We start from the raw sequence: 23,130 nt of genomic DNA, 5'->3' as shown, positions 1-23,130 counted from the left end.
TCCGCACTGTCGTCTTCGCAGACGAAATACCTTGGGCGCCAGCCTATTCTGTCGCCCAACGGGCGATCGGGACCGGCGGGCGGCGCATCGAGCACGTGTTGCGTGTCGGCCCGCGGCGTGTCGGCGGTAGTTTTGACCCATGTGTTCCGATCACCAGGGCCATGCGCCCGACTACGCGGCACGGCGTGGAGCGCTGCGCAGCCTGCTGGTGGAGAACAGGGTGGACGCCCTGCTGGTCACCGATCTGGTGAACATCAGGTACCTGACCGGGTTCACCGGTTCCAACGCGGCGCTGCTCGTGCACTCCTGGGACACGCGCACCGCCGAGGACCGCAGCGTGATCGGCACCGACGGCCGGTACCGCACCCAAGTCGCCGAGCAGGTCCCGGATCTGCGGGCGGAGATCGCGCGGGCCACCGCGCGCCGGATCGTGCAATTGGCGGGGGAGTGGCAACTCGGCCGGGTCGGCTTCGAAAGCCACGTCGTCACCGTCGAGCAGCATCGCGGCTTTCTGGAGCAGCGGACCGGCCTGGAGCTTGTCGCGACGCCGGCACTGGTCGAGCAGCTGCGCATGGTCAAGGACGCCTACGAGGTCGAACGGTTGCGGGCGGCGTGCGCGGCGGCCGACGCCGGTCTCGCCACGCTGCTGGAACGGGGCGGACTGCGTCCCGGCCGCACCGAACGTCAGGTGGCCCGAGATCTGGAATGGGCCATGTTCGAGCACGGCGCCGAAGCGGTGTCGTTCGAGACCATCGTGGCGACCGGAGCGAACTCGGCTGTCCCGCATCACCGCCCGACCGAAGCCGTGCTGGCGGCGGGCGACTTCGTCAAGCTGGACTTCGGCGCCGTGGTCGGCGGCTACCACTCGGACATGACCCGCACCTTCGTGCTCGGCGCGCCGACCGACTGGCAGCGGGAGGTGTACGAGCTGGTCCAGCAGGCGCAGCGGGCCGGGCGCGAGGCGCTGCGCCCCGGGGTGCCGGTGGCCGACGTCGACGCGGCGTCGCGGGCGGTGATCGAGGCCGCCGGGCACGGCAAGTTGTTCGTGCACGGTCTCGGGCACGGGGTGGGGTTGCAGATCCACGAAGCGCCCGGAATCGCGAAAACCGGAACCGGTACACTTCTGTCTGGCGTGGCGGTGACCGTCGAACCAGGTGTGTACTTTCCCGGCCGCGGCGGAGTCCGGATCGAGGACACGCTCGTGGTGCGCGAAGGGGGCCCGGAACTGCTCACCCACACCAGCAAAGACTTGACCGTCGTCGACTGACGCCGGTCGGCCCGAGACCAAGTGGTAGAACGAGGAGATCCGAAGACAGTGGCGGACACCAGCGACTTCAAGAACGGCCTTGTGCTGAAGATCGACGGCCAGCTCCAGCAGATCGTCGAATTCCAGCACGTCAAGCCGGGCAAGGGCCCCGCCTTCGTGCGGACCAAGCTGAAGAACGTCGTGTCCGGCAAGGTGGTCGACAAGACCTTCAACGCCGGTGTGAAGGTCGAGACCGCCAGCGTCGACCGCCGCGACATGACCTACCTCTACCACGACGGCACCGACTACGTCTTCATGGACGGCGAGACCTTCGACCAGATCTCCATCGCCGAGGAGACCATCGGCAGCGGAGCCCGTTTCCTGCTGGAGAACATGACGGTGCAGGTCGCCACGCACGAGGGCGCGCCGCTGTATGTGGAGTTGCCGGTTTCGGTCGAGCTCGAGGTCACCCACACCGATATCGGTCTGCAGGGCGACCGCTCCACCGGCGGCACCAAGCCGGCGACCCTGGAGACCGGCGCCGAGGTCCAGGTCCCGCTGTTCATCAACACCGGCGACAAGCTGCGTATCGACTCGCGCGACGGCAGCTACCTCGGCCGGGTCAACGCCTGATCCCCCGGGACCAGCCGATCCGGGATAATGTGACCGTGGCGGAACAGCCCGTGGACAAGAAGTCCGCGTACAAGAAGCTCGGCGCTCGGCACAAGGCCCGCCGGCGTGCGGTGGATCTGCTGTTCGAGGCGGAGGCCAGGGACGTCGACGCCGCCGAACTGCTCGACGAGCGCGCCGAGCTGGCCACCCGCGATCAGTCCGTTGCGCCGGTGCACGCCTACACCCGCACCCTGGTCGAGGGCGTCGCCGACGACCTCGACCGGGTGGACGGCACCATCGAGTCGTACCTGCAGGACTGGACCCTGTCGCGGCTTCCGGCCGTGGATCGCGCGATTCTGCGCATCGCGGTGTGGGAGTTGTTCCACGCGACCGACGTCCCACCGGTCGTCGCCGTCGACGAGGCGGTGGAGTTGGCCAAGGAGCTGTCCACCGACGACTCGCCGTCCTTCGTCAACGGTGTGCTCGGCCAGGTCGTCCTGGTGGCGCCGCAGGTGCGCGCCGCGGCGGCCGCTACCCGCGCCCCCCGCCGGGAGCCCGAGGCGTGAACAAGTACCTGGTGCTGGCCATGCGTACGCCGCGCTTCGACGCCGCCGTGATCGAACCGCACCGGGAGTTCCTCAATGGGTTGCTCGCGCGTGGTCAGCTGGTCGAGAGCGGCAAATTCACCGACGGCACCGGCGGCGCCTACGTCATCCGAGCCGAAAACCTGGACGCCGCATGGGAGATCGTCTTCGCCGACCCGGTCCACACCACCGGCTCCTCGGAGTTGACGGTCTACGAGTGGGAGATCACCGTCTCCGTCTGAACCCACGACAGCCGCCCAGTTGCCGGTCGGCCGCATCAAGCGGCAAGCCGCGGCTGTGCGGCTGTTCTTTTCGCAGCCGTTGACGGCGGACAGTAGTTCGGGTTCTATGCCGCAGCACGATTCGGCGTACACGCGTGACTCCCGCTGGGGGTGTACGAACGGACCAGCGGGAGCCCCACCGGACCGGGTGGTTCGGCGTGCGAGATCGAATCGGGAAGAGTTTCTCGATTCGACCTCGGTCCGATCCTTGTACCTCGACCGCGCTCGAGGTCAAGGGGGCGAAGGGGAAGCAGCTGCTCAACCCATCACCAGTAGCGCCGCGACGGCGCCCGTCGTGGCGACGACGGCGAGGGCGAGGCCGGTGAGCACGAAGCGCGTCATCGGGACCCGGACGTCATGGGTGCGACAGAACTCCAGGCAGAGCAGGGTGGCGAGCGATGCCCACGGCGTGACGATGGGGCCGATATTCGCCCCGATCAGCAGCGCGAGAAGCTGATTGCCGTTTCCCGCCGGGATCACCGCCTCTCCTGCGGTGTAGGCGGGGAGGTTGTTGGCGACGTTGGAGAGCGCGGCGCCCGCGGCGGCGGCCCGGTACGCGCCGGACGCGCCGCCGTCGGTGCCGATCAAGGCGTGCATCAGATCGGCGAGGCCGAATCGGCTCAGGGTGGGCACCACCAGGAACAGGCCGACCACGAAAACGAGCAGCCGCCAAGGGATGAGCGACAGCCGCAAGGCACTGCGGTCGAAGACCGCGAAACCGGCCACCGCGATGCCCGCCGCCGCAGTGGCCGCGATGCCGATGTGGTCGCCGACGAGGGGAATCGCGAGGATGAACAGCAGGCAGGCCCCCGTGGTGGTGAAAAGTAGTGCGCGCTCCCGGAAATTCACGGGTCGGATCGGCTCGGGCGGCACATAGCGATCGCTCTCGCGTCGCCCACGCCGCCAATACCAGAGCCACAGGCAGACCATCGTCGCAGCAATGGAAACCACTTGCGGCGCCCACATTCGCGTCGCGAAATCCGTTGCGGTGAGCGCCACCCGATCCGCGGCGAGCAGATTGGTGAGATTGGAGACCGGCAGCAGCAGGCTTGCGGTGTTGGCCAGCCACAGCGTGGTCATGGCCAGTGGCAGCGGCGGAATTCGGGCCGGCGCCGCCAGCGCCAGCATCACCGGGGTGATCAGTACGGCCGTGGTGTCGAGATTCAGCAGGATGGTGGTGGCCGAGGCGAACAGCACGCACAGGACGAACAGAGCGGGGTAGTAACCGCGACCGAGGATCGCCAGGCGATGGGCGATGGCGTCGAAAACCTTGGCCTGCCTGGTGAGTTCGGCCAGCACGATCACGCTGCCCAGAAACAGCAGCAGCGGGCTGATTCGGCGCATGTTCGCGACGGCGTCGTCGTGGGGCAGCAGTCCGGTGATCACGCACAGCAGACCGGCGAGCAGCAATCCCAGTCGTACCCAGTCCAACACGCCGAGCCGCGGTGCCGGTCCGGACGGCGCAGCGGTGGCCTGCGCGGGCGGGGTGCGATCGGTGGAATCGACCTGTTCGAGCACATCCGACATGATGGCAGTATCTCGACCGCGCCCTCGGCGTATCGGCCTGGGCAGCAGGTCGCCGACCGCGCGCCTGCGCGAGGTGGAATACCGCGGCGTGACCAGCGCCGCCATGATCTACGACCACCCTGCCGATCATCGATCACTTCCGGCGCGCGGACGAGCACACCCTGCTCGGCGCGATGGACCTGCGCGGCATGGCCGAGCCGTATTTCTTCGTCCTGCACCGGGAGATCGGGTGAGGTTGCCGCCGAACCGGACGACCGTCGCCGATCCAGGTCCGGCATCGCTCGCACCGCACTAGGATTTTGCGCGAACAGCGACACCTTTGCGGCGATGCGCGACCGAGGAAGGGACAGTCGATGGAACGTACGACCTGCCTGGTGGTCGGTGGGGGACCGGCCGGAATGATCCTCGGACTGCTGTTGGCCCGCGCAGGAGTCCAGGTCACGGTGTTGGAGAAGCACAAGGACTTCCTGCGGGACTTCCGCGGCGACACCGTGCATCCCACCACCCTGGACCTGCTCGACGAACTAGGGCTCGGCGCGGAATTCGCGAAACTGCCAGCGCGCAAACTGGATCAGGTGCAACTGCCGGTCGCGGGTGGCGTGCAGACCTTCGTCACACTGAAACACCTGCCGGGCAAGCACAAGTACATCGCCATGGTGCCGCAGTGGGATCTGCTGGATCTGCTCGCGCGCGCCGCCGAGGCCGAGCCGGCCTTCCGGCTCCGGATGAACACCGAGGCCACCGATCTGATCTGGATCGACGGCAGGGTCGGCGGCGTCACCTACCGGACCATGGACGGCGCTACCGGCGCGATCGAAGCCGATCTCACGGTGGCCTGTGACGGTCGCGGCTCAGTGCTGCGTTCGGCGGCGGGACTGCCGACCCGCAAATGGTCGACGCCGATGGATGTGTGGTGGTTCCGCCTGCCGCGCACCGAGATCGACCCCGCGGGCGCGCTGCCGATCGTCACCGCCCGGCGGGTCGCGGTCCTGCTCGACCGCGGCGACTACTGGCAGTGCGCGACCCTGATCGCCAAGGGCGCTGACGAGTCCGCTCGCCGCGGGCCGGTCGAGGACATCATGCGCACCTTGGCCGACGCCGCACCCTGGCTTCGTGACCGTGTCGACGCCTTGACCAGTTGGGATCAGGTGAAGCTGCTGGAGGTGAAGCTCGACCGTCTGACCAAGTGGTACACCAACGGCCTGCTCTGCCTCGGCGATGCCGCCCATGCCATGTCCCCGGCCGGTGGTGTCGGCATCAATCTGGCCGTACAGGACGCCGTCGCCGCGGCGAGAATTCTCGCCGCGCCACTGCTCTCCGGCACGGTGGGCACCAAGGATCTGGCGAAGGTGCAGCGACGGCGGCGGTTCCCGACGGTGGTGACACAGGGGATGCAACGCTTCCTGCACGCCTGGGCCATCGCCCCCGCCCTCGACGGACGCATCGATATCGCCGGTGCGCCTCGCGCCCCCATGCCGGTCCGCGTCCTGCGCCGAATTCCCGTATTGCGCAGCGTGCCGCCGTTCCTGATCGCCCGCGGCATACGACCCGAACACGCACCACACTTCGCGCGCTGTGTTTGATCGGCAGCTGCGCTACACCGAACCGGTGGGAGATGAAGTGGGTGGGGTGGCAATCCATCCCGCGACGACTGCGAGACCCGTGGGGCGGTGCACGGCGAGGAAGCCGAAGGGCCGGTCGAACGTCACCGAGATGACGGTCGCCTGGTGGCTCTGGAGTGCCCCGCTCGCCGCGCGCAAGCCGAACGCGGTCACCGCGGCGGCTTCGAAACCCTCATGGCTGAACCGGGCCAGGACCTCTTGAGCCCCTTGGCCGACGCACAGTGGCATGGGAGATATCGCGGGGAAATGACCACTGTCGCAATCCGTCGCGGTGGTCAGTCCGAACAGTCCGGGTCCGGCGAGCAGATCGTGGGTCGATCGAACCTCGAACGGTGGCAGCCGAATTCGCAGCTGGTCGGCGTTGGCGCGGACCGGCTCGGTGTGCACGGTGAGCCCTGGCCCTTCGGTCCCGACCGGCAGGCCGGTGCGGATCGGCACCGCGTCCGACAAGGCGGCGAGGCCGGTTCCGAGCACGGTGCCAGGTGTCCCCGGACCGAGCAGGAGGTGGACGTCGAGATCGGCGCTACCTTCGACCACGACGCGCGTAACAGGCTGCGGCGCGTCCAGAATCGCGGCGTTCGTGAGGTCGGTGCTGATCCGGGACAACCCGGGACCACGATGCCCCTGCCACGGACCGTCTTCGGGCGTCAGCATCCCGACGTCGAACGGCACACGCCACCGGGTCTTCGCGACGAGCGCGGTGGCGAGCACCATCAGCGTGTCGGGATTGACGGAGAGGGGGAATCGCTCGGTGAGCCCCTCGGTGTGCTCGGCCGCCCAGCTGTCGAGCTCGGCCTGCCCGGCCAGCCGTGCGAGGACGCCCGCGGGCAGCCGACTCGCCCAGTCCTCGTGCAGCGGAAGATCGTTGCGCACCCACATTCCGAGTGCGGCCGACACCGCCTCCGCGCGATCGATATCGCGCAGCAACCGCAGCGCCCCGTCCTGCCCGATCGCCGCGGGCACTCCGATCGCCGCTGCGAGTTCGTCCCGCGCCGAACCCTCAGCCGCCGACGCGAGCAGGGCCAGCAACGGCCACACACCCGCGCCGGACACCACGAAGTCGTTGTGGTCCACCACCGCACACCATCGAGCGGTGAGCGCATTGGCCGCGCCGACATGGGGTTCCAGGGAAGTCCGCACGACCCCACACTATCCGCGGCGGCGCCGGCCTCGCGTCGTTCCTACGACACGCCGGGCTCCGGCCGCAGCACGATCTTGCCCAGCGGTGTTCGATCCTCCAGCAGCCGGTGTGCGCGGCTTGCCTGGTCCAGTGGCAGCACTGCCTCGACCGGCGAATCCAGCCGGCCCGCTGCGGCGCGGGCCAGAACGGCGGTGCCCGCCTCGGCGACCCGTGCCAGCCAGTCCGGTCCGGCGCAGCCGGTGAAGGTGAGCCCCCGCGGGACCAGATCACTTGCGGACACCTGCGCCGGGGCACCGGACAACCAGCCATAGCCGAGCATCCGGCCGCGCAATGGTGTCATGAGATCGAGCAGTTCGGCGGCGCTCGCACCGCCGATCGCATCGAAGACCACGTCCACCGTTGCGCCGCCGAGGGTTTCGCGCAACCGCGTGGTCCACGCTGGGGCGCTGTGGTCGATCACCACATCGGCGCCCAGCTTACGAGCCTGCGCCGCCTTTGCCGGGCCACCGGCCGTCGCGACGACGCGGGCCGCACCGTATTCCTTCGCCAGCTGGGTCAGAGCGCTGCCGATGCCGGTCGCGGCGGCCTCGATGAGGACGGTCTCCGCTCCGGTCAACCCGGCGGTCTCCAGGAGCGGAATCGCCACCGAGCCGTTCATCAGCACCGCCGCCGCGTCTACCGCGGACAGCCCGTCCGGAATGAACGTCACCGAATCCGCTGGTGCGGCGACGAATTCGGCGTACGCGCCGAAACCTTTGGTCGCCACGACCACGCGCTGCCCGATCAGTGCGGGGTCGACTCGGCTGCCGACTTCGGTGACCACGCCCGCCGCTTGAAAACCGAAGATCAGCGGCAGCGGGGCGCCCAGCGGAAACTCCCCGGAGCGCAACTTGATCTCCGGGAACAGCACAGGGATCGCCTCGGCGCGGATCACCACCTCGTCTGCGCCCGGCCGTGGCCTCGGGACCTCCTGTGCGAGCAGTACCTCCGGGCCTCCGATGCCCGTCATTACGATTGCCTGCATCACGAACTCCATAACTTGACTGTCGGTCCAGTTGTCTCGCCCGAGAATATGGACCGTCGGTCAAGTTGTCCAGGAAAGCGGGTGCGATGGGCGGCGAACGGCCGAAGGAACGGGTGGATGCGGCGCGCAACCGGCGCGCGATCCTGGACGCCACCGCCGCTCTGCTGGCCGAGCACGGCGCCGGGGCGATCACCATGGATCGCGTGGCAGCCGCCGCCGGGGTGGGAAAGGGGACGATCTTCCATCGTTTCGGCAATCGCGCCGGACTGCTGCACGAAATGGTCGCCGAGAGCGCGCTCACGCTCATGGACGCGATCACCAGCGGCCCGCCGCCGTTGGGTCCCGGCGCGCCCGCCGATGCTCGCCTGATCGCCTACTTCGACGCGATGACGCGGCTGGTGATCGACAATTCCGAGCTGATGGTCGCCTATCGCACCGTGCCGCCGCATCCGCGGACCGCGGAGTTCCACGCGTTCTGGGACGAACACATCACCACGCTGCTGCGCGAAGCCCGTCCCGACCTGGACGCCGAGGTGGTCGGTCGGCTGCTGCTCGGCACCCTCAGCGGCGAGCTGGTGCCGCGGATGGTCCGCGCGGGCGAGACCGATCGATTGCTGGCCGCGGTCCGCGAGTTGGTCGAGTCGGTGCTGCGCGCGCCGTGAGCGTTCACGCCAAGGCGGCCGGTATCAGGGCCTTCCACTGCGCAGCGGGAACCTCCGATCAGTCGCGCGCGAGAATGGCGTCGAAGCGCTCGTCCGCGCGGTCGAGTTGGTCGAGGATGTGCTGCCGGACGTGGTCGGCCAGGGGTGTATCCGGCCGGGTGACCAGGTCGCGGTACACCGCGGTGAGCGGGCGGTACTTGGCGGCGAGCCTGGGCATCGCGGGACCGGTGGCGTAGAGAATGCCGACACCGTTGTCGGTGAAGTCGGAGAATTTGATGACGCGGGCCCACGGGTCGCGGTCCAGATTGGTCGCGACGTGCTCGCGGTACTGGGACTGCCGATCCCGCGACGGGTCGGGTTCCGGATTTGTCACGGCGGCCACCAGGTCGGCCACTCGTTCACCGAACCGGTCGGTGAGCGTGCCGAGTGCGGCGTCCACGGTCGGGCCAGGACGGTCGGCGGCCAGCTCCGTGGCGTGATCCTCGACCGAGTCGTGCAGCAGGCCCGCCGCGACCACGTCCGGATCCCGGACCTCGTAGTAGCTGATGATCCGAATCGCCACCCGCAGTAGATGACTGAGGTACGGCTCGCGTCCGTAACGATCGTCGCGATGCAGGTCGGCCGCGAGATCGAGCGCCGCGGCGAGCCGTGGAGTGTCCGGCAGATCGGCGATTTCCAGCAGTAGCCGTTCGCGCAGCCCGGCCTCGCCGTAAACCTCGCTGATCGTGTGCAGCGGCATCACGGCCAAGACCCCCGCCCCTGGATTGCTCATGATTCCAGGCTATCGGGAGCGAGTGACAAGCGAAAACGGGTGACACGGCATCGATAATGCGGAAAATCCTCCATGGCGTCGCTCGGCGCCGCCGCGGCCGAGCGACGCCCGCTCACTACATCCGCGCGTTCGTGCGGTGATCACTCGTTCTTGGGCACCAGGGTGTTCTGCCTGGCCGCCGTGTACCAGCGATTGCCCTGTTTGACCAGGACGTAGAGCGCGATCATGGCGTGGTCGTTGTCGAGCGGCTCGCCGTCGGCCGTGGTCGCCCACGCGCGCTTGTGTGCGATCGCGACGTCGGGTCGAAGGAACGTGATGTCGGCCACCTCGTAGCGGGCGTACTGGTCTTTCAGGAAACCGGCCAGACCGCGACGGTTCGCGTCGAGGAGTGCGTCGAAACCGGTGATCAGCGTGCCCACCGCGTTGACGACAGCCGCGTTGGCGGTGAAGTCGCCGGTCAGCAGGTCGGCGTCATTGGTATTGAACGCGGTCTCGGCGTTGGCGATGATCTGCCGGATCGCGGCGACGTCATCGGTGTGGTCGGCCGTCGTGTCCTCGACCAAGGGCGGTGTGAATGCTGTCGCGCTCATGCCGATGAGCTTCCGACCTCAACAGTGGTTCAGGTCAAGTGTGTCGCGCTGTTGCCCGCCGCGCAGTGGGTCGGGACGTCAGCGCACGCCGCGCGGACGGAACTGGATGCTGATCCGTGGGCCGGTGGGCTTGCGCGTCTTCGGCACGGCGTGCTCCCAGGTTCGCTGGCAGGAGCCGCCCATGACCAGCAGGTCGCCATGTCCGACGACGTATTTCACACTCGCCCCGCCACCGCGCGGTCGCAGCAGCAGCGCCCTCGGTGCCCCGATCGACACGATCGCGACCATGGTGTCGTGTGTCGCGCCGCGGCCGAAGGTGTCGCCGTGCCAGGCCACGCTGTCGTGCCCGTCCCGGTAGTAGCACAGTCCGGCCGTGCGGAACGGCTCACCGAGTTCGTGCCGATAGTGCTCGGACAAGGCCGTGCGCGCGTCGGCCAGGGCGGGATCCGGCAGTGGTTCGTGCTCCTCGTAGAACTTCAGCAGCCGGGGCACGTCGACCACCCGGTCGTACATCGGCCTGCGCTCGGCCTTCCACGGCACGCACGCGACCAGCCGGTCGAACAGCGCGTCGGCGCCGGACAGCCATCCGGGCAACAGATCCACCCAGGCGCCACGGTCGAGTGTGGTGCGGCGGATATCGCGAAGCGACCCGAATTCGGTGTCACCGAATCCGTCCAGCAGCGATCCCTGCAATGGTGCGGACATGTCGCCGAGCGTACCGTCTATCGAACATATGTGCTAGCGGTTTTCGGTCAATGTCGTTCGCATTTGGTAGGTTCGCGGCGGTAGTCGCACCGGGGCGGTCGGTGCGAGACCCCATGTGCCGACTCGGATCCGATGTGGCTCGCCCGCGTCCCGGCCGTGGCCCCGCTCACAGCCCGATATGGCTGGTGAAAACGTCGGTCGCGGCGCTGCTAGTCTGCTTGCCGTAAGACATCCTTTAACGGACCGTCCGGTGAGGCGGGGAAGGAGGTCGGCATGGCTGTGCCCGAAGAACGGGCCGCCAAGTCCGGCGCTGCCGAGACATCGCAGCGACATACCCCGGAGGGGGTGGCGGCGGGGCGAGAGCTGTTGTCGGCTTCGGATGTCGGGCGGACCATCGCGCGCATCGCGCACCAGATCATCGAGAAGACCGCGTTGGACGCGGGTGAGCCGGACGCGCCGCGCGTCGTGCTGATCGGCATTCCGACCCGTGGCACCACGCTGGCCGCGCGGCTCACCGACAAGATCGAGGAATTCTCCGGTGTCCGCCCGGCGCTGGGCTCGCTCGACATCACCCTCTATCGCGACGACCTGCGCAGCCGCCCGCACCGGCCGCTGGAGCGCACCTCGGTTCCCGAGGGCGGCATCGAGGACGCGCTGGTGGTCTTGGTCGACGACGTTCTGTTCTCCGGCCGCACTGTGCGTTCCGCGCTGGACGGTCTGCGCGATCTGGGCCGTCCGCGCGCCGTGCAGCTGGCGGTGCTCATCGACCGCGGTCATCGCGAACTGCCGATCCGCGCCGACTACGTCGGCAAGAACGTGCCGACCAACCGGACCGAGGACATCTCGGTGCTGCTCACCGAGCACGACGGCCGCGACGGTGTCTATCTGCGCCACGGCTCGGAACAGGAGGCGGGAGCGTGAGGCATCTGCTGTCGGTCGCGGCTCTGGATCGCGCCACCGCGACCGGACTGCTCGACGAGGCCGAACGGTTCGAACAGGCCCTGCTCGGCCGCGAGGTGCACAAGCTGCCCACCCTGCGCGGCCGCACCGTGATGACGGTCTTCTACGAGAACTCCACCCGCACCCGGGTCTCGTTCGAGGTCGCGGGCAAATGGATGAGCGCCGACGTGATCAACGTCAGCGCGAGCAGTTCCTCGGTCGCCAAAGGCGAGTCGCTGCGCGACACCGCGCTGACCCTGCACGCCGCGGGCGCCGACGCGCTGATCGTGCGGCACCCGGCCTCCGGCGCCGCGCACCAGATCGCCCGGTGGATGGACGAATGGGCGGTCGCGGAGGGACGCACCTCCGGCCCGGCCGTCGTGAACGCCGGCGACGGTACGCACGAACACCCGACCCAGGCGCTGCTGGACGCGCTGACCCTCCGGCAGCGGCTCGGCGACATCGAGGGCAAGCGGGTGGTCATCGTCGGCGACATCCTGCACAGCCGGGTCGCGCGGTCGAACGTCTTCCTGCTGGCGACCCTCGGCGCCGAGGTGGTGCTGGTCGCCCCGCGCACGCTGCTGCCCGTCGGCGTCGAGACCTGGCCCGCCCGCGTTTCGCACCACCTGGACGCCGAGTTGATCGGTGCCGATGCGGTGCTGATGCTGCGCGTGCAAGCCGAGCGGATGAACGGCGGGTTCTTCCCGTCGGCCCGCGAATACTCGATCACCTACGGACTGTCCGAGCGCAGGCTGGCCCTGCTGGACGACCACGCCGTCGTGCTGCACCCCGGCCCGATGCTGCGCGGCATGGAGATCGCGTCCTCGGTCGCGGACTCCCCGAAAGCCGCTGTGCTGCAACAGGTCACCAACGGTGTGCACATGCGCATGGCGGTCCTGTTCCGCCTGCTCGTCGGAACACAGGAGGCAGTGGCATGAGTTCGAACTCCACCGTCCTGATCAAGGGCGTACTGCGGTACGGCGAGGGCGAGCCGGTCGACGTGCTCGTCGCGGACGGCGAGATCCGCGAGATCGGCACCGACCTCGGCGTGGTCGGGGCCGAGATCATCGACGCGCAGGGGCAGATTCTGCTGCCGGGCTTCGTCGACCTGCACACCCACTTGCGCGAGCCGGGGCGCGAGGACACCGAGACCATCGAGTCCGGTTCGGCCGCCGCCGCGCTCGGCGGCTACACCGCGGTGTTCGCGATGGCCAACACGAACCCGGTCGCCGACTCGGTTGTGGTCACCGACCACGTGTGGCGCCGCGGGCGGGAGGTCGGCTTGGTCGACGTGTACCCGGTCGGCGCGGTCACGGTCGGACTGGAAGGCAAGCAGCTCGCCGAGATGGGCACCATGGCCGCGGGTGCCGGGGCGGTGCGCATGTTCTCCGACGACGGCCATTGCGTCTACGACCCGCTGATCATGCGCCGCGCCTTGGAGTACGCGAACTCGCTGGGCGTGCTGATCGCGCAGCACGCCGAGGAACCGAGGCTGACCAAGGGCGCGGTCGCGCACGAGGGCCCGACCGCGGCCCGGCTCGGCTTGGCGGGTTGGCCGCGCGCGGCCGAGGAGTCCATCGTCGCGCGGGACGCCCTGCTGGCCCGCGACGCGGGCGCCAGGGTGCACATCTGCCACGCCTCCACCGCGGGCACCGTGGAGCTGGTGAAATGGGCGAAGTCACAGGGCATCGCCATCACCGCCGAGGTAACCCCGCACCACCTGCTGCTCGACGATTCCCGGTTGGCGACCTACGACGCGGTCAACAAGGTCAATCCGCCGCTGCGCGAATCCTCCGACGCCGCCGCGCTGCGGCAGGCGCTGGCCGACGGAGTCATCGACTGTGTCGCCACCGACCATGCCCCGCACGCGGAGCAGGACAAGTGCTGCGAGTTCGCCGCGGCCCGTCCCGGCATGCTCGGCTTGGAGACCGCGCTGTCGATCATCGTGCGGACCATGGTGGAGCCGGGCCTGCTGGACTGGCGCGGTGTCGCTCGCGTGATGAGCGAGCGTCCGGCCGAGATCGTCGGCCTCGATGACCACGGCAGGCCGCTCGAGGTCGGGGAACCGGCGAACCTGACGCTGGTCGACCCGACCGCGAGCTGGACGGTGCACGGCAGCGAGCTCGCCAGCATCTCGCACAACACGCCGTTCGAGGCGATGACGCTCCCGGCCCGGGTCACGGCGACGCTGTTGCGCGGCCGGGTCACCGCCCGCGACGGCAAGGCGGCGCGCGGCCATGCGGAGGCGTAGATGAGCGAGGCACGCACATTCGATACAGGAGGTCCGTAGGTGGAAAGAACGCTCTGGGTTCTCGGGCTGCTCGTCCTGTTCGTGCTGTGCCTGTGGCTGATGTACCGAGGCTGGCGCAACCGTGCGGCGCGGCAGGCGGAGCGCATCGGCGTCCTGCCCGCCGTGCCCGCCGAACTCGGTGCGCAGGTCCTGGAACCGACCACCGGTCTCTATCTGGGCAGCACCATCGCGCCCAGCTGGCAGGACCGGATAACGGTGGGGGACTTGGGGTTCCGGGCCACAGCGGAACTCACGCGGTTCGAACGCGGGATTCTGCTCGAACGCGACGGCGCGACGGTGATCTGGATTCCGCAGGAATCCATCACCGCGGTGCGCACCGAACGCGGCCACGCGGGCAAAGTGATGACGGAAGATGGTGTGCTGGTCATTCGCTGGAAGCTGCCGACCGGAACCGAGATCGATACCGGTTTCCGTGGCGACGACAAGTCGGTCTACCCGGCTTGGCGGCGGCTTTCGACGGCGGATCAGAGCGGGACGATGACGGGAGATGACGAGGGATGACACGAGAAGCAGCACTCGTGCTGGAGGATGGCCGGGTGTTCCGCGGCCAGGCCTACGGCGCCGTGGGCCAGACGCTCGGTGAGGCGGTGTTCTGCACCGCGATGACCGGGTATCAGGAAACCCTCACCGACCCGTCCTACCACCGCCAGATCGTGGTGGCCACCGCGCCGCAGATCGGCAACACCGGCTGGAACGACGAGGACGACGAGTCCGCCAAGATCTGGGTCGCCGGGTACGCGGTGCGCGACCCCGCTCGACGCGCGTCGAACTGGCGCGCGACCACGACCCTTCCCGACGAACTCGAACGCCAGCGGATCGTCGGCATCGCGGGTATCGACACCCGCGCGCTGGTGCGCCACCTGCGCACCCGTGGCTCGATGAAGGCGGGCATCTTCTCCGGTGCCGCGCTCGCCGACGCCGAGGAGCTGGTGGCCAGGGTGAACGGCCAGCCGTCGATGCTGGGCGCCGACCTGGCAGGCGAAGTGAGCACCGACGCGCTCTACACGATCGAGCCGGACGGCGAGCACCGGTGCACCGTCGTCGCGGTCGACCTGGGCATCAAGACCAACACCCCGCGCATGTTCGCCCAGCGCGGCATGCGGGTGCACGTGGTGTCGTCGAGCACGACGCTGGACCAGATCCTCGAGCTGAAGCCCGACGGCGTCTTCCTGTCCAACGGCCCCGGCGACCCGGCCACCGCCGACGGCGCGGTCGAGCTGACCCGCGGCGTGCTGGCGAAGGGCCTGCCCCTGTTCGGCATCTGCTTCGGCAACCAGATCCTCGGTCGCGCGCTCGGTCGCGACACCTACAAGATGAAGTTCGGCCACCGCGGCATCAACATCCCGGTGGTGGAGCACGAGACCGGCCGGATCTCGATCACCGCGCAGAACCATGGGTTCGCGCTGGAGGGCGAGCGGGGCGAGCGGTTCGACACCCCCTTCGGCACGGCCGAAGTGAGCCACGTCTGCGCCAACGACGGCACGGTCGAGGGCGTCCGGCTGGTCGACGGCCGCGCCTTCTCCGTGCAGTACCACCCGGAGGCCGCCGCCGGACCCCACGACGCCGCATATCTGTTCGACCGTTTCGCCGGTCTCATGGAAGGAGCCTGATGCCTCGCCGCGAGGATCTCGAGCACATCCTGGTGATCGGTTCTGGCCCGATCGTCATCGGCCAGGCGTGCGAATTCGACTACTCCGGCACCCAGGCGTGCCGGGTGCTGCGGGCCGAGGGCCTGCGCGTGTCGCTGGTCAACTCGAACCCGGCGACGATCATGACCGACCCGGAGTTCGCCGACGCGACCTACGTCGAGCCGATCACGCCGGAGTTCGTGGAGAAGGTGATCGAGAAGGAGCGTCCCGACGCCATCCTGGCCACCCTCGGCGGGCAGACCGCGCTGAACACCGCGGTCGCGCTGCACGAGCGCGGAGTGCTGGACAAGTACGGCGTGGAGCTGATCGGCGCCGACTTCGATGCCATCCAGCGCGGTGAGGACCGGCAGAAGTTCAAGGACATCGTCGCCAAGGTGGGCGGGGAGAGCGCCCGCTCGCGGGTCTGCTTCACGATGGAGGAAGTCCGCGAGACGGTCGCCGAACTCGGCTACCCCGTGGTGGTGCGCCCGTCGTTCACCATGGGCGGTCTCGGCTCCGGCATGGCCTACAACGAGGAGGACCTCGACCGCATCGCGGGCGGCGGCCTGGCCGCCTCGCCCACGGCGAACGTCCTCATCGAGGAGTCCATCCTCGGCTGGAAGGAATACGAGCTCGAGCTGATGCGCGACGGCCGCGACAACGTCGTGGTGGTGTGCTCGATCGAGAACGTCGACCCGATGGGCGTGCACACCGGCGACTCGATGACCGTCGCCCCCGCGATGACGCTCACCGACCGCGAGTACCAGAAGCTGCGTGACCTCGGCATCGCCATCCTGCGCGAGGTCGGCGTCGACACCGGCGGCTGCAATATCCAGTTCGCGGTGAACCCGCGTGACGGCCGCCTGATCGTCATCGAGATGAATCCGCGCGTCTCGCGTTCGTCCGCGCTGGCGTCCAAGGCGACCGGCTTCCCGATCGCGAAGATCGCCGCCAAGCTGGCCATCGGTTACACGCTCGACGAGATCGTCAACGACATCACCAAGGAAACCCCGGCCTGCTTCGAGCCGACCCTGGACTACGTCGTCGTGAAGGCGCCGCGGTTCGCGTTCGAGAAGTTCCCCGGCGCCGACGCCACGCTGACCACCACCATGAAGTCGGTGGGCGAGGCGATGTCGCTGGGCCGCAACTTCGCAGAGGCGCTGGGCAAGGTGCTGCGTTCGCTGGAGACCAAGGCCGCCGGTTTCTGGACCCAGGACGACGGCGAGTGGACCGACGTCGAAGCGATCCTGGAGGATCTGCGCACCCCGATCGAGGGCCGCATCTACCAGGTCGAGCGGGCGCTGCGCCTGGGCGCGAGCATCGCGGACGTCGCTGCCGCCTCCGGCATCGACCCGTGGTTCGTCGCGGAGGTGGCCGGTCTGGTCGAGCTGCGTCAGGAGGTCGTCGACGCGCCCGTGCTGGACGAACCGCTGCTGCGGCGGGCCAAGCACTACGGCCTGTCGGATCGGCAGCTGGCCGCGCTGCGTCCGGAGCTGGCCGGGGAAAGCGGCGTGCGCGCCCTGCGGCACCGGCTCGGGATCCGCCCGGTCTTCAAGACCGTCGACACCTGCGCCGCCGAGTTCGAGGCCAAGACGCCCTACCACTACTCGGCCTACGAGCTCGACCCCGCCGCCGAGTCCGAGGTCGCGCCGCAGCCCGAACGCGAGAAGGTGATCATCCTCGGGTCCGGCCCGAACCGGATCGGCCAGGGCATCGAGTTCGACTACTCGTGCGTGCACGCGGCGCAGACGCTGTCGCAGGCCGGGTACGAGACGGTGATGGTCAACTGCAACCCCGAGACCGTCTCCACCGACTACGACACCGCCGACCGCCTCTACTTCGAGCCGCTGACCTTCGAGGACGTGCTCGAGGTCTACCACGCCGAACGCGAGTCCGGCACCGTCGCCGGCGTCATCGTGCAGCTGGGCGGGCAGACCCCGCTCGGTCTCGCGCAGCGGCTCACCGAGGCAGGCGTGCCGGTGGTCGGCACCAGCGCGGCCGCCATCGACCTGGCCGAGGACCGCGGCGAGTTCGGCGACGTGCTGGTCGCGGCCGGGCTGCCCGCGCCGAAGTACGGCACGGCGACCACCTTCGCGCAGGCCAGGAAGATCGCCTCGGAGATCGGCTACCCGGTGCTGGTGCGCCCCTCCTACGTGCTCGGCGGGCGCGGCATGGAGATCGTCTACGACGAGAAGTCCCTGGAGGGCTACATCTCGCGCGCGACCGCGCTCAGCCCGGAGCATCCGGTGCTGGTGGACCGGTTCCTGGAGGACGCGATCGAGATCGATGTCGACGCGCTGTGCGACGGCGAGGAGGTCTACCTCGGCGGCGTGATGGAGCACATCGAGGAGGCGGGCATCCACTCCGGCGACTCGGCCTGCGCGCTGCCGCCCATCACGCTGGGCCGCAGCGACATCGAGGCGGTGCGCCGCTCCACCGTCGCGCTGGCCAAGGGCATCGGCGTCAAGGGCCTGCTGAACGTGCAGTACGCGCTCAAGGACGACGTGCTCTACGTGCTGGAGGCCAATCCGCGGGCCAGCCGGACGGTTCCGTTCGTGTCCAAGGCCACCGCGGTGCCGCTGGCCAAGGCCGCCGCGCGGATCATGCTCGGCGCCACCATCGCCGAGCTGCGCAAGGAGGGCATGCTGCCGAGCGAGGGCGACGGCGGCCACGTCGCGCTGGACGCGCCGGTCGCGGTCAAGGAGGCCGTGCTGCCGTTCCACCGGTTCCGGCGCGCCGACGGCAGTGGGGTGGATTCGCTGCTCTCGCCGGAGATGAAGTCCACCGGCGAGGTGATGGGTATCGACGCCGATTTCGGCACCGCCTTCGCCAAGAGCCAGACCGCCGCCTACGGATCGCTGCCCACCGAGGGCACCGTGTTCGTCTCGATCGCCAACCGGGACAAGCGCGCGATGGTCTTCCCGGTGAAGCGCCTCAACGATCTCGGCTTCCGCATCCTCGCCACCGAGGGAACGGCGGAGATGCTGCGGCGCAACGGCATTCCGTGCGAGCGGGTGCGCAAGCATTCCGAAGAAGGCCCGGCCGACGAGCCGACCATCGTGGAGCAGATCCGCGACGGCGAGATCGACATGGTGTTCAACACCCCGTACGGGAACTCCGGTCCCCGCGTGGACGGCTACGAGATCCGCAGCGCGGCGGTCGGGGTGAACATCCCGTGCATCACCACCGTGCAGGGCGCGGCGGCCGCCGTGCAGGGTATCGAGGCCAGCATCAACGGCGGGATCGGCGTGCGCTCCCTGCAGGAACTGCATTGGGCGCTGCGTGGCTGAGCTTCGGCTGGACGGATCGGGCGACATGAAGACCTTCGGCGACCGGCTGCGGCACGCGATGCGACAGTTCGGCCCGGTGTGCGTCGGCATCGACCCGCATCCGGAACTGCTGCGGTCCTGGGGCCTGACCGAGGACGTGGACGGCCTCGAACAGTTCGCCGAGATCTGCGTGGAGGCCTTCGACGGTTTGGTCGCGCTGATCAAACCGCAGGTCGCGTTCTTCGAGGCCTATGGGTCCGGCGGGATCGCCGTGCTGGAGCGGACCATCGAGGTGCTGCGTGCCTCGGGAACCCTGGTGCTCGCCGATGCCAAACGCGGCGACATCGGCTCGACCATGGACGCCTATGCCCGTACCTGGCTGGCCGACGGTCCCCTCGGGTCGGACGCCGTCACGGTGTCGCCGTATCTCGGATTCGGTTCGCTGGCGCCGGCATTGACCCTCGCCGAGGCCAACCACCGCGGCGTCTTCGTGCTGGCGGCCACGTCGAATCCCGAAGGGGCGCAGGTGCAGCAAGCGGTCGCGGCGGACGCGCGTACGGTCGCGCAGACGATGGTCGACGAGGCCGCGGCCCGCAACGCGGGCGGCGAGTTCGGGTCGGTGGGCGTGGTGGTCGGCGCCACGCTGACCGAGGCGCCGGATCTGTCCGCGCTCAACGGCCCGATCCTCATGCCCGGTGTGGGCGCCCAGGGCGGCGGCCCGGAAACCATTCGTGATCTGGTTCCCGAGCCGATGCTGGCAGCCGTCGTCCCGAATGTCTCCCGCGAGGTGCTGCGGGACGGGCCGACCGTCCCGGCACTGCGTGCCAGAGTGCACGCGCTCCAGGACGCGTTCGCGTTCCTGCAGAAATGACCACGTAGACCGGCGCGCCGAGCGCCGGTCTACGTCGTTTCCGCGCCTGTGTGTGCAGATGCACGCGTACAGGCGGCCCGTAGCGGGGTCTGTGCGCGCTTCTGCGTCGGTTTCGGCGCTGGTAGGTGGTGGCGGATGGGCCGATTGCCATGGAACGGCGTAGGGGGCCATACGTGTGGGCACTGAATGCCGTTTCCCCGGGACTCGAGGCGGGAGTGTGACGCCCGACACGCGCAAAGAACCCGCGACACGCGGAGAATTTCGAGAAAGTTCCTGGTCGGGCGGGTGAGGGGTTGCTGGATCGGTGCGGCCGCGTGTCGCAACCCTTCCGCAAACCGTTTGGTCTGTCGAAAAAGTCCTGCTGGCGGGCTATTTCGCCGATTCGGCGGTACGATCCGCATAGTGGCGCCGGCGTGCCGCCCGGTACACCCCGGGTGCGTGCACCGCATCCGGAATCATGCGCTGACCTGGGGGGTGGGTTCGCAATCGGCGGACGTCGTGGGTACGGTCGCTGAGACTGCCGGGTTACCGGTGGGAGTTGATGCAATGAACGATGAGACGGAGGAACCGTGGCCCTTCCCCAGCTGACTGACGAGCAGCGCGCCGCTGCTTTGGAGAAGGCGGCTGCCGCTCGCCGCGCTCGGGCGGAGCTCAAGGAGCGCCTGAAGCGTGGCGGCACCAACCTGAAGCAGGTCCTCACCGACGCCGAGACCGACGAGATCCTCGGCAAGATGAAGGTGTCGGCGCTGCTGGAGGCCCTGCCGAAGGTGGGCAAAGTCAAGGCGGCGGAAATCATGAGCGAGCTGGAGATCGCCCCCACCCGGCGGCTGCGCGGACTGGGCGATCGGCAGCGCAAGGCGCTGCTGGCCCGGTTCGACTTCGACGCCTCCTAACCGAGGGTGGTCGAACACACGCAGAAGGGTCGACTGGTTGTACTGGTCGGCCCCTCGGCCGTGGGCAAGTCCACCGTGGTCCGCTGTGTCCGCGAGCGACTGCCCGAACTGGTCTTCAGCGTGTCGGCAACGACCCGGGCCCCGCGGCCCGGGGAGGTCGACGGCCTCGACTATCGCTTCGTGTCCCGTGCGGAGTTCGACGCGATGATCGAGGCGGGCGAACTGCTCGAGTGGGCGGACATCCACGGCGGGTTGCAGCGTTCGGGCACCCCCGCCGGGCCGGTCCGTGCCGCGTTGGCGGAGGGCCTTCCCGTACTCGTCGAAGTGGATCTGGAAGGCGCGCGGTCGGTGCGCCAGGCGATCCCGGAGGCGATCCTGGTGTTCCTCGCCCCCCCGAGCTGGGAGGAGCTGGTGGCGCGGCTGACCTTGCGCGGCACCGAGTCGCCCGAGGTGATCGAACGCCGGTTGGAAACCGCCAGGATCGAGCTGGCAGCCTGTGACGAGTTCGACATCGTCATAGTGAACGACGACGTGACCAGCGCCTGTGAGCAGTTGGTATCGTTGTTCGTTAGCACGAATTCGAGTTCGTGACACCCACCTGCGCATGAGTGACTCAGGGCCCGGAGCAGGCGGCCTGCGTCACCACGCAGGGCCCCTCGTTCATGCGACATCCTAGACAGCAGGAGTCTCCCTAGTGAGCAGTCCGGACACCACGACCGCGCCCGCCTACGACACGCCGGTCGGCCTCACCAACCCGCCGATCGACGAGTTGCTCGAGCGCACTTCGTCCAAGTACGCCCTGGTCATCTACGCGGCCAAGCGGGCCCGTCAGATCAACGACTACTACAACCAGCTCGGCGACGGCATCCTCGAGTACGTCGGCCCGCTGGTGGAGCCGGGTCTGCAGGAGAAGCCGCTGTCGGTCGCGCTGCGCGAGATCCACGCCGACCTGCTCGAGCACTCCGAAGGCGAGTGAGCGCCACCCGGTGCTCGGCGCATGAGCCCGCAGTATCGAATTCCCCGCGTAGGCGGGGATGATCCGATCCCCCGGAGGCGCAGTGACCACACGGATCGTCGTCGTTCTCCCCGCGCACGCGGGGATCAGCCGGCCGGAGGCGTAGTGACCACACGGATCGTCGTCGGCGTATCCGGAGGGATCGCCGCCTACAAGGCTTGCTCTCTGGTCCGGCGTTTCACCGAGACCGGACATGAGGTCCGGGTGATCCCCACCGAGTCGGCGCTGCAGTTCGTCGGCAAGGCGACCTTCGAAGCGCTCTCCGGGAACCCCGTGCACACCGGCGTGTTCGCCGACGTGCCCGAGGTCCCGCACGTTCGGCTGGGCCAGGAGGCGGACCTGGTGGTCATCGCCCCGGCGACCGCCGACCTCATGGCGCGCGCCGCGACCGGCCGCGCCGACGACCTGCTCACCGCCACGTTGCTGACGGCCCGATGTCCGATCCTGTTCGCGCCCGCGATGCACACGGAGATGTGGGAGCATCCGGCGACCGTCGCGAACGTCGCGACGCTGCGCGCCCGCGGTGCGATCGTCATGGAGCCCGCGTCGGGCCGGCTCACCGGCACCGACACCGGTCCGGGACGGCTACCCGAGCCCGAGGAGATCTTCGGCCTCGCGTCGCTGCTCCTGGAGCGCGCCGACGCGATCCCTCGTGATCTGGAGGGCCGCAGGGTCGTCATCACGGCGGGCGGCACCAGGGAACCGCTGGATCCGGTGCGTTTCCTCGGTAACCGCAGCTCCGGCAAGCAGGGCTACGCGCTCGCGCGGGTCGCGGCCCAGCGCGGCGCCCACGTCACGCTGATCGCGGGCAACACGATCGAGATGGCCGCACCCGCCGCCGTCGACCTGGTGCACATCACCACCGCCGATCAGCTGAAGACCGCCGTCGACAAGCACGCGGTCGGCGCGGACGCGGTGATCATGGCCGCGGCCGTCGCCGATTTCCGGCCGACCAACGTGGCCGCGGCCAAGATCAAGAAGGGCGCGGGCGAGCCCGACGTCATTCCGCTGACCAAGACCGTCGACATCCTCGCCGGACTGGTGCAGTCGCGGCGGGACGGTCAACTGCCCGGCACCGCGATCGTCGGCTTCGCCGCCGAGACCGGTGACGAGCACGGCGACGTCCTCACCCACGCGCGGGCCAAGCTCGCCCGCAAGGGCTGCGACCTGCTGGTGGTCAACGCGGTCGGCGAGGGCAAGGCGTTCGAGGTGGATACCAACGACGGCTGGCTGCTCGGCGCGGACGGTACCGAGCAGGCGCTCGATCACGGTTCGAAGGCGTTGCTCGCGAGCCGGGTGCTCGACGCGCTGAGTGTGTTGTTGCGCTGACTTCGGCCGCGCGCCTGCCACGATTGCCACCTGACCGGCCGGTTGTTCGCGTCGCCGTCATGTCGTCTTCACTGCCGCGGCACCGTGGGTTCAGCTGTCTGGGATGGCT

General features: G+C 69.0%; 24 protein-coding genes and 1 pseudogene. 19 read left to right on the top strand and 6 right to left on the bottom strand.

Annotation, left to right across the window (positions count from 1 at the left end; genetic code table 11):
- The first annotated feature begins 139 nt into the window (after positions 1 to 139).
- From ACWPXK_RS15290 to ACWPXK_RS15275, 4 genes are read left to right on the top strand one after another with little or no spacing between them, the layout of a single operon-like run.
- Complete coding sequence (locus ACWPXK_RS15290; protein WP_454196772.1) at positions 140 to 1,267, top strand: M24 family metallopeptidase; 1,128 nt, start codon at positions 140 to 142, stop codon at positions 1,265 to 1,267.
- Positions 1,268 to 1,315: 48 nt separating this feature from the next.
- Positions 1,316 to 1,879, top strand: coding sequence for an elongation factor P (efp, locus tag ACWPXK_RS15285; protein ID WP_364330845.1), 564 nt, complete (start codon positions 1,316 to 1,318; stop codon positions 1,877 to 1,879).
- Positions 1,880 to 1,914: 35 nt separating this feature from the next.
- Entirely contained in the window at positions 1,915 to 2,424 is a 510-nt protein-coding gene (gene nusB / locus ACWPXK_RS15280; protein ID WP_454196771.1) for a transcription antitermination factor NusB, read from the top strand.
- On the top strand, positions 2,421 to 2,684 hold the full coding sequence (locus ACWPXK_RS15275) for a YciI family protein (protein ID WP_454196770.1): 264 nt from the start codon (positions 2,421 to 2,423) through the stop codon (positions 2,682 to 2,684). The genes nusB and ACWPXK_RS15275 overlap by 4 nt, the downstream gene beginning before the upstream one ends.
- A 297-nt stretch (positions 2,685 to 2,981) precedes the next feature.
- Here the strand turns inward: ACWPXK_RS15275 and ACWPXK_RS15270 are convergent, their stop codons facing one another.
- On the bottom strand, positions 2,982 to 4,250 hold the full coding sequence (locus ACWPXK_RS15270; protein WP_454196769.1) for an SLC13 family permease: 1,269 nt from the start codon (positions 4,248 to 4,250) through the stop codon (positions 2,982 to 2,984).
- On the opposite strand from ACWPXK_RS15270, the pseudogene ACWPXK_RS15265 reads away from it, so the two are divergent.
- From ACWPXK_RS15265 to ACWPXK_RS15255, 3 genes and pseudogenes are all read left to right on the top strand, one after another.
- Positions 4,249 to 4,341 (top strand): annotated as a pseudogene (locus tag ACWPXK_RS15265) (hypothetical protein); the annotation flags it as partial. The gene ACWPXK_RS15270 and the pseudogene ACWPXK_RS15265 sit on opposite strands and share 2 nt — an antisense overlap.
- A gap of 28 nt (positions 4,342 to 4,369) precedes the next feature.
- On the top strand, positions 4,370 to 4,483 hold the full coding sequence (locus ACWPXK_RS15260) for a DUF4334 domain-containing protein (protein ID WP_454197052.1): 114 nt from the start codon (positions 4,370 to 4,372) through the stop codon (positions 4,481 to 4,483).
- A 120-nt stretch (positions 4,484 to 4,603) separates the two neighbouring features.
- The gene (locus ACWPXK_RS15255) at positions 4,604 to 5,833 is read left to right on the top strand and encodes an FAD-dependent oxidoreductase (RefSeq protein ID WP_454196768.1); all 1,230 of its coding nucleotides are present in this window, start codon (positions 4,604 to 4,606) and stop codon (positions 5,831 to 5,833) included.
- A 12-nt stretch (positions 5,834 to 5,845) separates the two neighbouring features.
- Here ACWPXK_RS15255 and ACWPXK_RS15250 read toward each other — a convergent pair whose 3' ends face one another.
- Positions 5,846 to 7,012: a serpin family protein gene (locus tag ACWPXK_RS15250; protein WP_454196767.1), complete on the bottom strand. Its 1,167-nt coding sequence runs from the start codon at positions 7,010 to 7,012 to the stop codon at positions 5,846 to 5,848.
- Between the two features lie 41 nt (positions 7,013 to 7,053).
- Positions 7,054 to 8,037 (bottom strand): quinone oxidoreductase family protein, encoded by a 984-nt coding sequence (locus ACWPXK_RS15245; protein WP_454196766.1) that lies wholly within the window; start codon positions 8,035 to 8,037, stop codon positions 7,054 to 7,056.
- Positions 8,038 to 8,102: 65 nt separating this feature from the next.
- Between ACWPXK_RS15245 and ACWPXK_RS15240 the strand changes: the two genes are divergently transcribed.
- On the top strand, positions 8,103 to 8,699 hold the full coding sequence (locus tag ACWPXK_RS15240) for a TetR/AcrR family transcriptional regulator (RefSeq protein WP_454196765.1): 597 nt from the start codon (positions 8,103 to 8,105) through the stop codon (positions 8,697 to 8,699).
- A gap of 58 nt (positions 8,700 to 8,757) precedes the next feature.
- Here ACWPXK_RS15240 and ACWPXK_RS15235 read toward each other — a convergent pair whose 3' ends face one another.
- From ACWPXK_RS15235 to ACWPXK_RS15225, 3 genes are all read right to left on the bottom strand, one after another.
- Positions 8,758 to 9,471, bottom strand: coding sequence for an HD domain-containing protein (locus ACWPXK_RS15235; protein ID WP_454196764.1), 714 nt, complete (start codon positions 9,469 to 9,471; stop codon positions 8,758 to 8,760).
- 140 nt (positions 9,472 to 9,611) lie between these two features.
- Complete coding sequence (locus ACWPXK_RS15230) at positions 9,612 to 10,061, bottom strand: SgcJ/EcaC family oxidoreductase (RefSeq protein WP_454196763.1); 450 nt, start codon at positions 10,059 to 10,061, stop codon at positions 9,612 to 9,614.
- Positions 10,062 to 10,139: 78 nt separating this feature from the next.
- Positions 10,140 to 10,766 (bottom strand): alpha-ketoglutarate-dependent dioxygenase AlkB, encoded by a 627-nt coding sequence (locus ACWPXK_RS15225; protein ID WP_454196762.1) that lies wholly within the window; start codon positions 10,764 to 10,766, stop codon positions 10,140 to 10,142.
- 273 nt (positions 10,767 to 11,039) lie between these two features.
- On the opposite strand from ACWPXK_RS15225, the gene pyrR reads away from it, so the two are divergent.
- From pyrR to coaBC, 11 genes are all read left to right on the top strand, one after another.
- On the top strand, positions 11,040 to 11,687 hold the full coding sequence (pyrR, locus tag ACWPXK_RS15220) for a bifunctional pyr operon transcriptional regulator/uracil phosphoribosyltransferase PyrR (protein WP_454196761.1): 648 nt from the start codon (positions 11,040 to 11,042) through the stop codon (positions 11,685 to 11,687).
- Positions 11,684 to 12,643: an aspartate carbamoyltransferase catalytic subunit gene (locus ACWPXK_RS15215; protein ID WP_454196760.1), complete on the top strand. Its 960-nt coding sequence runs from the start codon at positions 11,684 to 11,686 to the stop codon at positions 12,641 to 12,643. The genes pyrR and ACWPXK_RS15215 overlap by 4 nt, the downstream gene beginning before the upstream one ends.
- On the top strand, positions 12,640 to 13,956 hold the full coding sequence (locus ACWPXK_RS15210) for a dihydroorotase (protein ID WP_454196759.1): 1,317 nt from the start codon (positions 12,640 to 12,642) through the stop codon (positions 13,954 to 13,956). The genes ACWPXK_RS15215 and ACWPXK_RS15210 overlap by 4 nt, the downstream gene beginning before the upstream one ends.
- Positions 13,957 to 13,995: 39 nt before the next feature.
- On the top strand, positions 13,996 to 14,517 hold the full coding sequence (locus tag ACWPXK_RS15205) for a PH-like domain-containing protein (RefSeq protein WP_067478341.1): 522 nt from the start codon (positions 13,996 to 13,998) through the stop codon (positions 14,515 to 14,517).
- Positions 14,514 to 15,626 (top strand): glutamine-hydrolyzing carbamoyl-phosphate synthase small subunit, encoded by a 1,113-nt coding sequence (gene carA, locus ACWPXK_RS15200; protein WP_454196758.1) that lies wholly within the window; start codon positions 14,514 to 14,516, stop codon positions 15,624 to 15,626. The genes ACWPXK_RS15205 and carA overlap by 4 nt, the downstream gene beginning before the upstream one ends.
- Entirely contained in the window at positions 15,626 to 18,934 is a 3,309-nt protein-coding gene (gene carB / locus ACWPXK_RS15195; RefSeq protein ID WP_454196757.1) for a carbamoyl-phosphate synthase large subunit, read from the top strand. The genes carA and carB overlap by 1 nt, the downstream gene beginning before the upstream one ends.
- A 25-nt stretch (positions 18,935 to 18,959) precedes the next feature.
- Positions 18,960 to 19,784, top strand: a complete 825-nt coding sequence (pyrF, locus tag ACWPXK_RS15190) for an orotidine-5'-phosphate decarboxylase (protein ID WP_454196756.1) — start codon at positions 18,960 to 18,962, stop codon at positions 19,782 to 19,784.
- A 569-nt stretch (positions 19,785 to 20,353) separates the two neighbouring features.
- Entirely contained in the window at positions 20,354 to 20,677 is a 324-nt protein-coding gene (mihF, locus tag ACWPXK_RS15185) for an integration host factor, actinobacterial type (protein ID WP_364330893.1), read from the top strand.
- Positions 20,678 to 20,683: 6 nt separating this feature from the next.
- Entirely contained in the window at positions 20,684 to 21,268 is a 585-nt protein-coding gene (gene gmk, locus ACWPXK_RS15180) for a guanylate kinase (protein WP_454196755.1), read from the top strand.
- A gap of 103 nt (positions 21,269 to 21,371) precedes the next feature.
- On the top strand, positions 21,372 to 21,653 hold the full coding sequence (gene rpoZ, locus ACWPXK_RS15175) for a DNA-directed RNA polymerase subunit omega (RefSeq protein ID WP_454196754.1): 282 nt from the start codon (positions 21,372 to 21,374) through the stop codon (positions 21,651 to 21,653).
- Between the two features lie 144 nt (positions 21,654 to 21,797).
- Positions 21,798 to 23,021: a bifunctional phosphopantothenoylcysteine decarboxylase/phosphopantothenate--cysteine ligase CoaBC gene (coaBC, locus tag ACWPXK_RS15170; RefSeq protein ID WP_454196753.1), complete on the top strand. Its 1,224-nt coding sequence runs from the start codon at positions 21,798 to 21,800 to the stop codon at positions 23,019 to 23,021.
- The last annotated feature ends 109 nt before the right edge of the window (positions 23,022 to 23,130 follow it).

The sequence above is a fragment of the Nocardia sp. Marseille-Q1738 genome (assembly GCF_965283145.1).
Note: the sequence above shows the minus strand (reverse complement) of the source record. Positions and strands in the feature narration are given on the sequence as shown.

Excerpts from the sequence above, each read along its gene's own strand:
- ACWPXK_RS15270 (WP_454196769.1), bottom strand. The coding sequence starts at position 4,250 with ATGTCGGATGTGCTCGAACAGGTCGATTCCACCGATCGCACCCCGCCC.
- ACWPXK_RS15255 (WP_454196768.1), top strand. The coding sequence starts at position 4,604 with ATGGAACGTACGACCTGCCTGGTGGTCGGTGGGGGACCGGCCGGAATG.
- carB (WP_454196757.1), top strand. The coding sequence starts at position 15,626 with ATGCCTCGCCGCGAGGATCTCGAGCACATCCTGGTGATCGGTTCTGGC.
- carA (WP_454196758.1), top strand. The coding sequence starts at position 14,514 with ATGACACGAGAAGCAGCACTCGTGCTGGAGGATGGCCGGGTGTTCCGC.
- ACWPXK_RS15235 (WP_454196764.1), bottom strand. The coding sequence starts at position 9,471 with ATGAGCAATCCAGGGGCGGGGGTCTTGGCCGTGATGCCGCTGCACACG.
- ACWPXK_RS15225 (WP_454196762.1), bottom strand. The coding sequence starts at position 10,766 with ATGTCCGCACCATTGCAGGGATCGCTGCTGGACGGATTCGGTGACACC.
- ACWPXK_RS15245 (WP_454196766.1), bottom strand. The coding sequence starts at position 8,037 with ATGCAGGCAATCGTAATGACGGGCATCGGAGGCCCGGAGGTACTGCTC.
- ACWPXK_RS15290 (WP_454196772.1), top strand. The coding sequence starts at position 140 with ATGTGTTCCGATCACCAGGGCCATGCGCCCGACTACGCGGCACGGCGT.
- ACWPXK_RS15230 (WP_454196763.1), bottom strand. The coding sequence starts at position 10,061 with ATGAGCGCGACAGCATTCACACCGCCCTTGGTCGAGGACACGACGGCC.
- pyrF (WP_454196756.1), top strand. The coding sequence starts at position 18,960 with ATGAAGACCTTCGGCGACCGGCTGCGGCACGCGATGCGACAGTTCGGC.
- ACWPXK_RS15210 (WP_454196759.1), top strand. The coding sequence starts at position 12,640 with ATGAGTTCGAACTCCACCGTCCTGATCAAGGGCGTACTGCGGTACGGC.
- pyrR (WP_454196761.1), top strand. The coding sequence starts at position 11,040 with ATGGCTGTGCCCGAAGAACGGGCCGCCAAGTCCGGCGCTGCCGAGACA.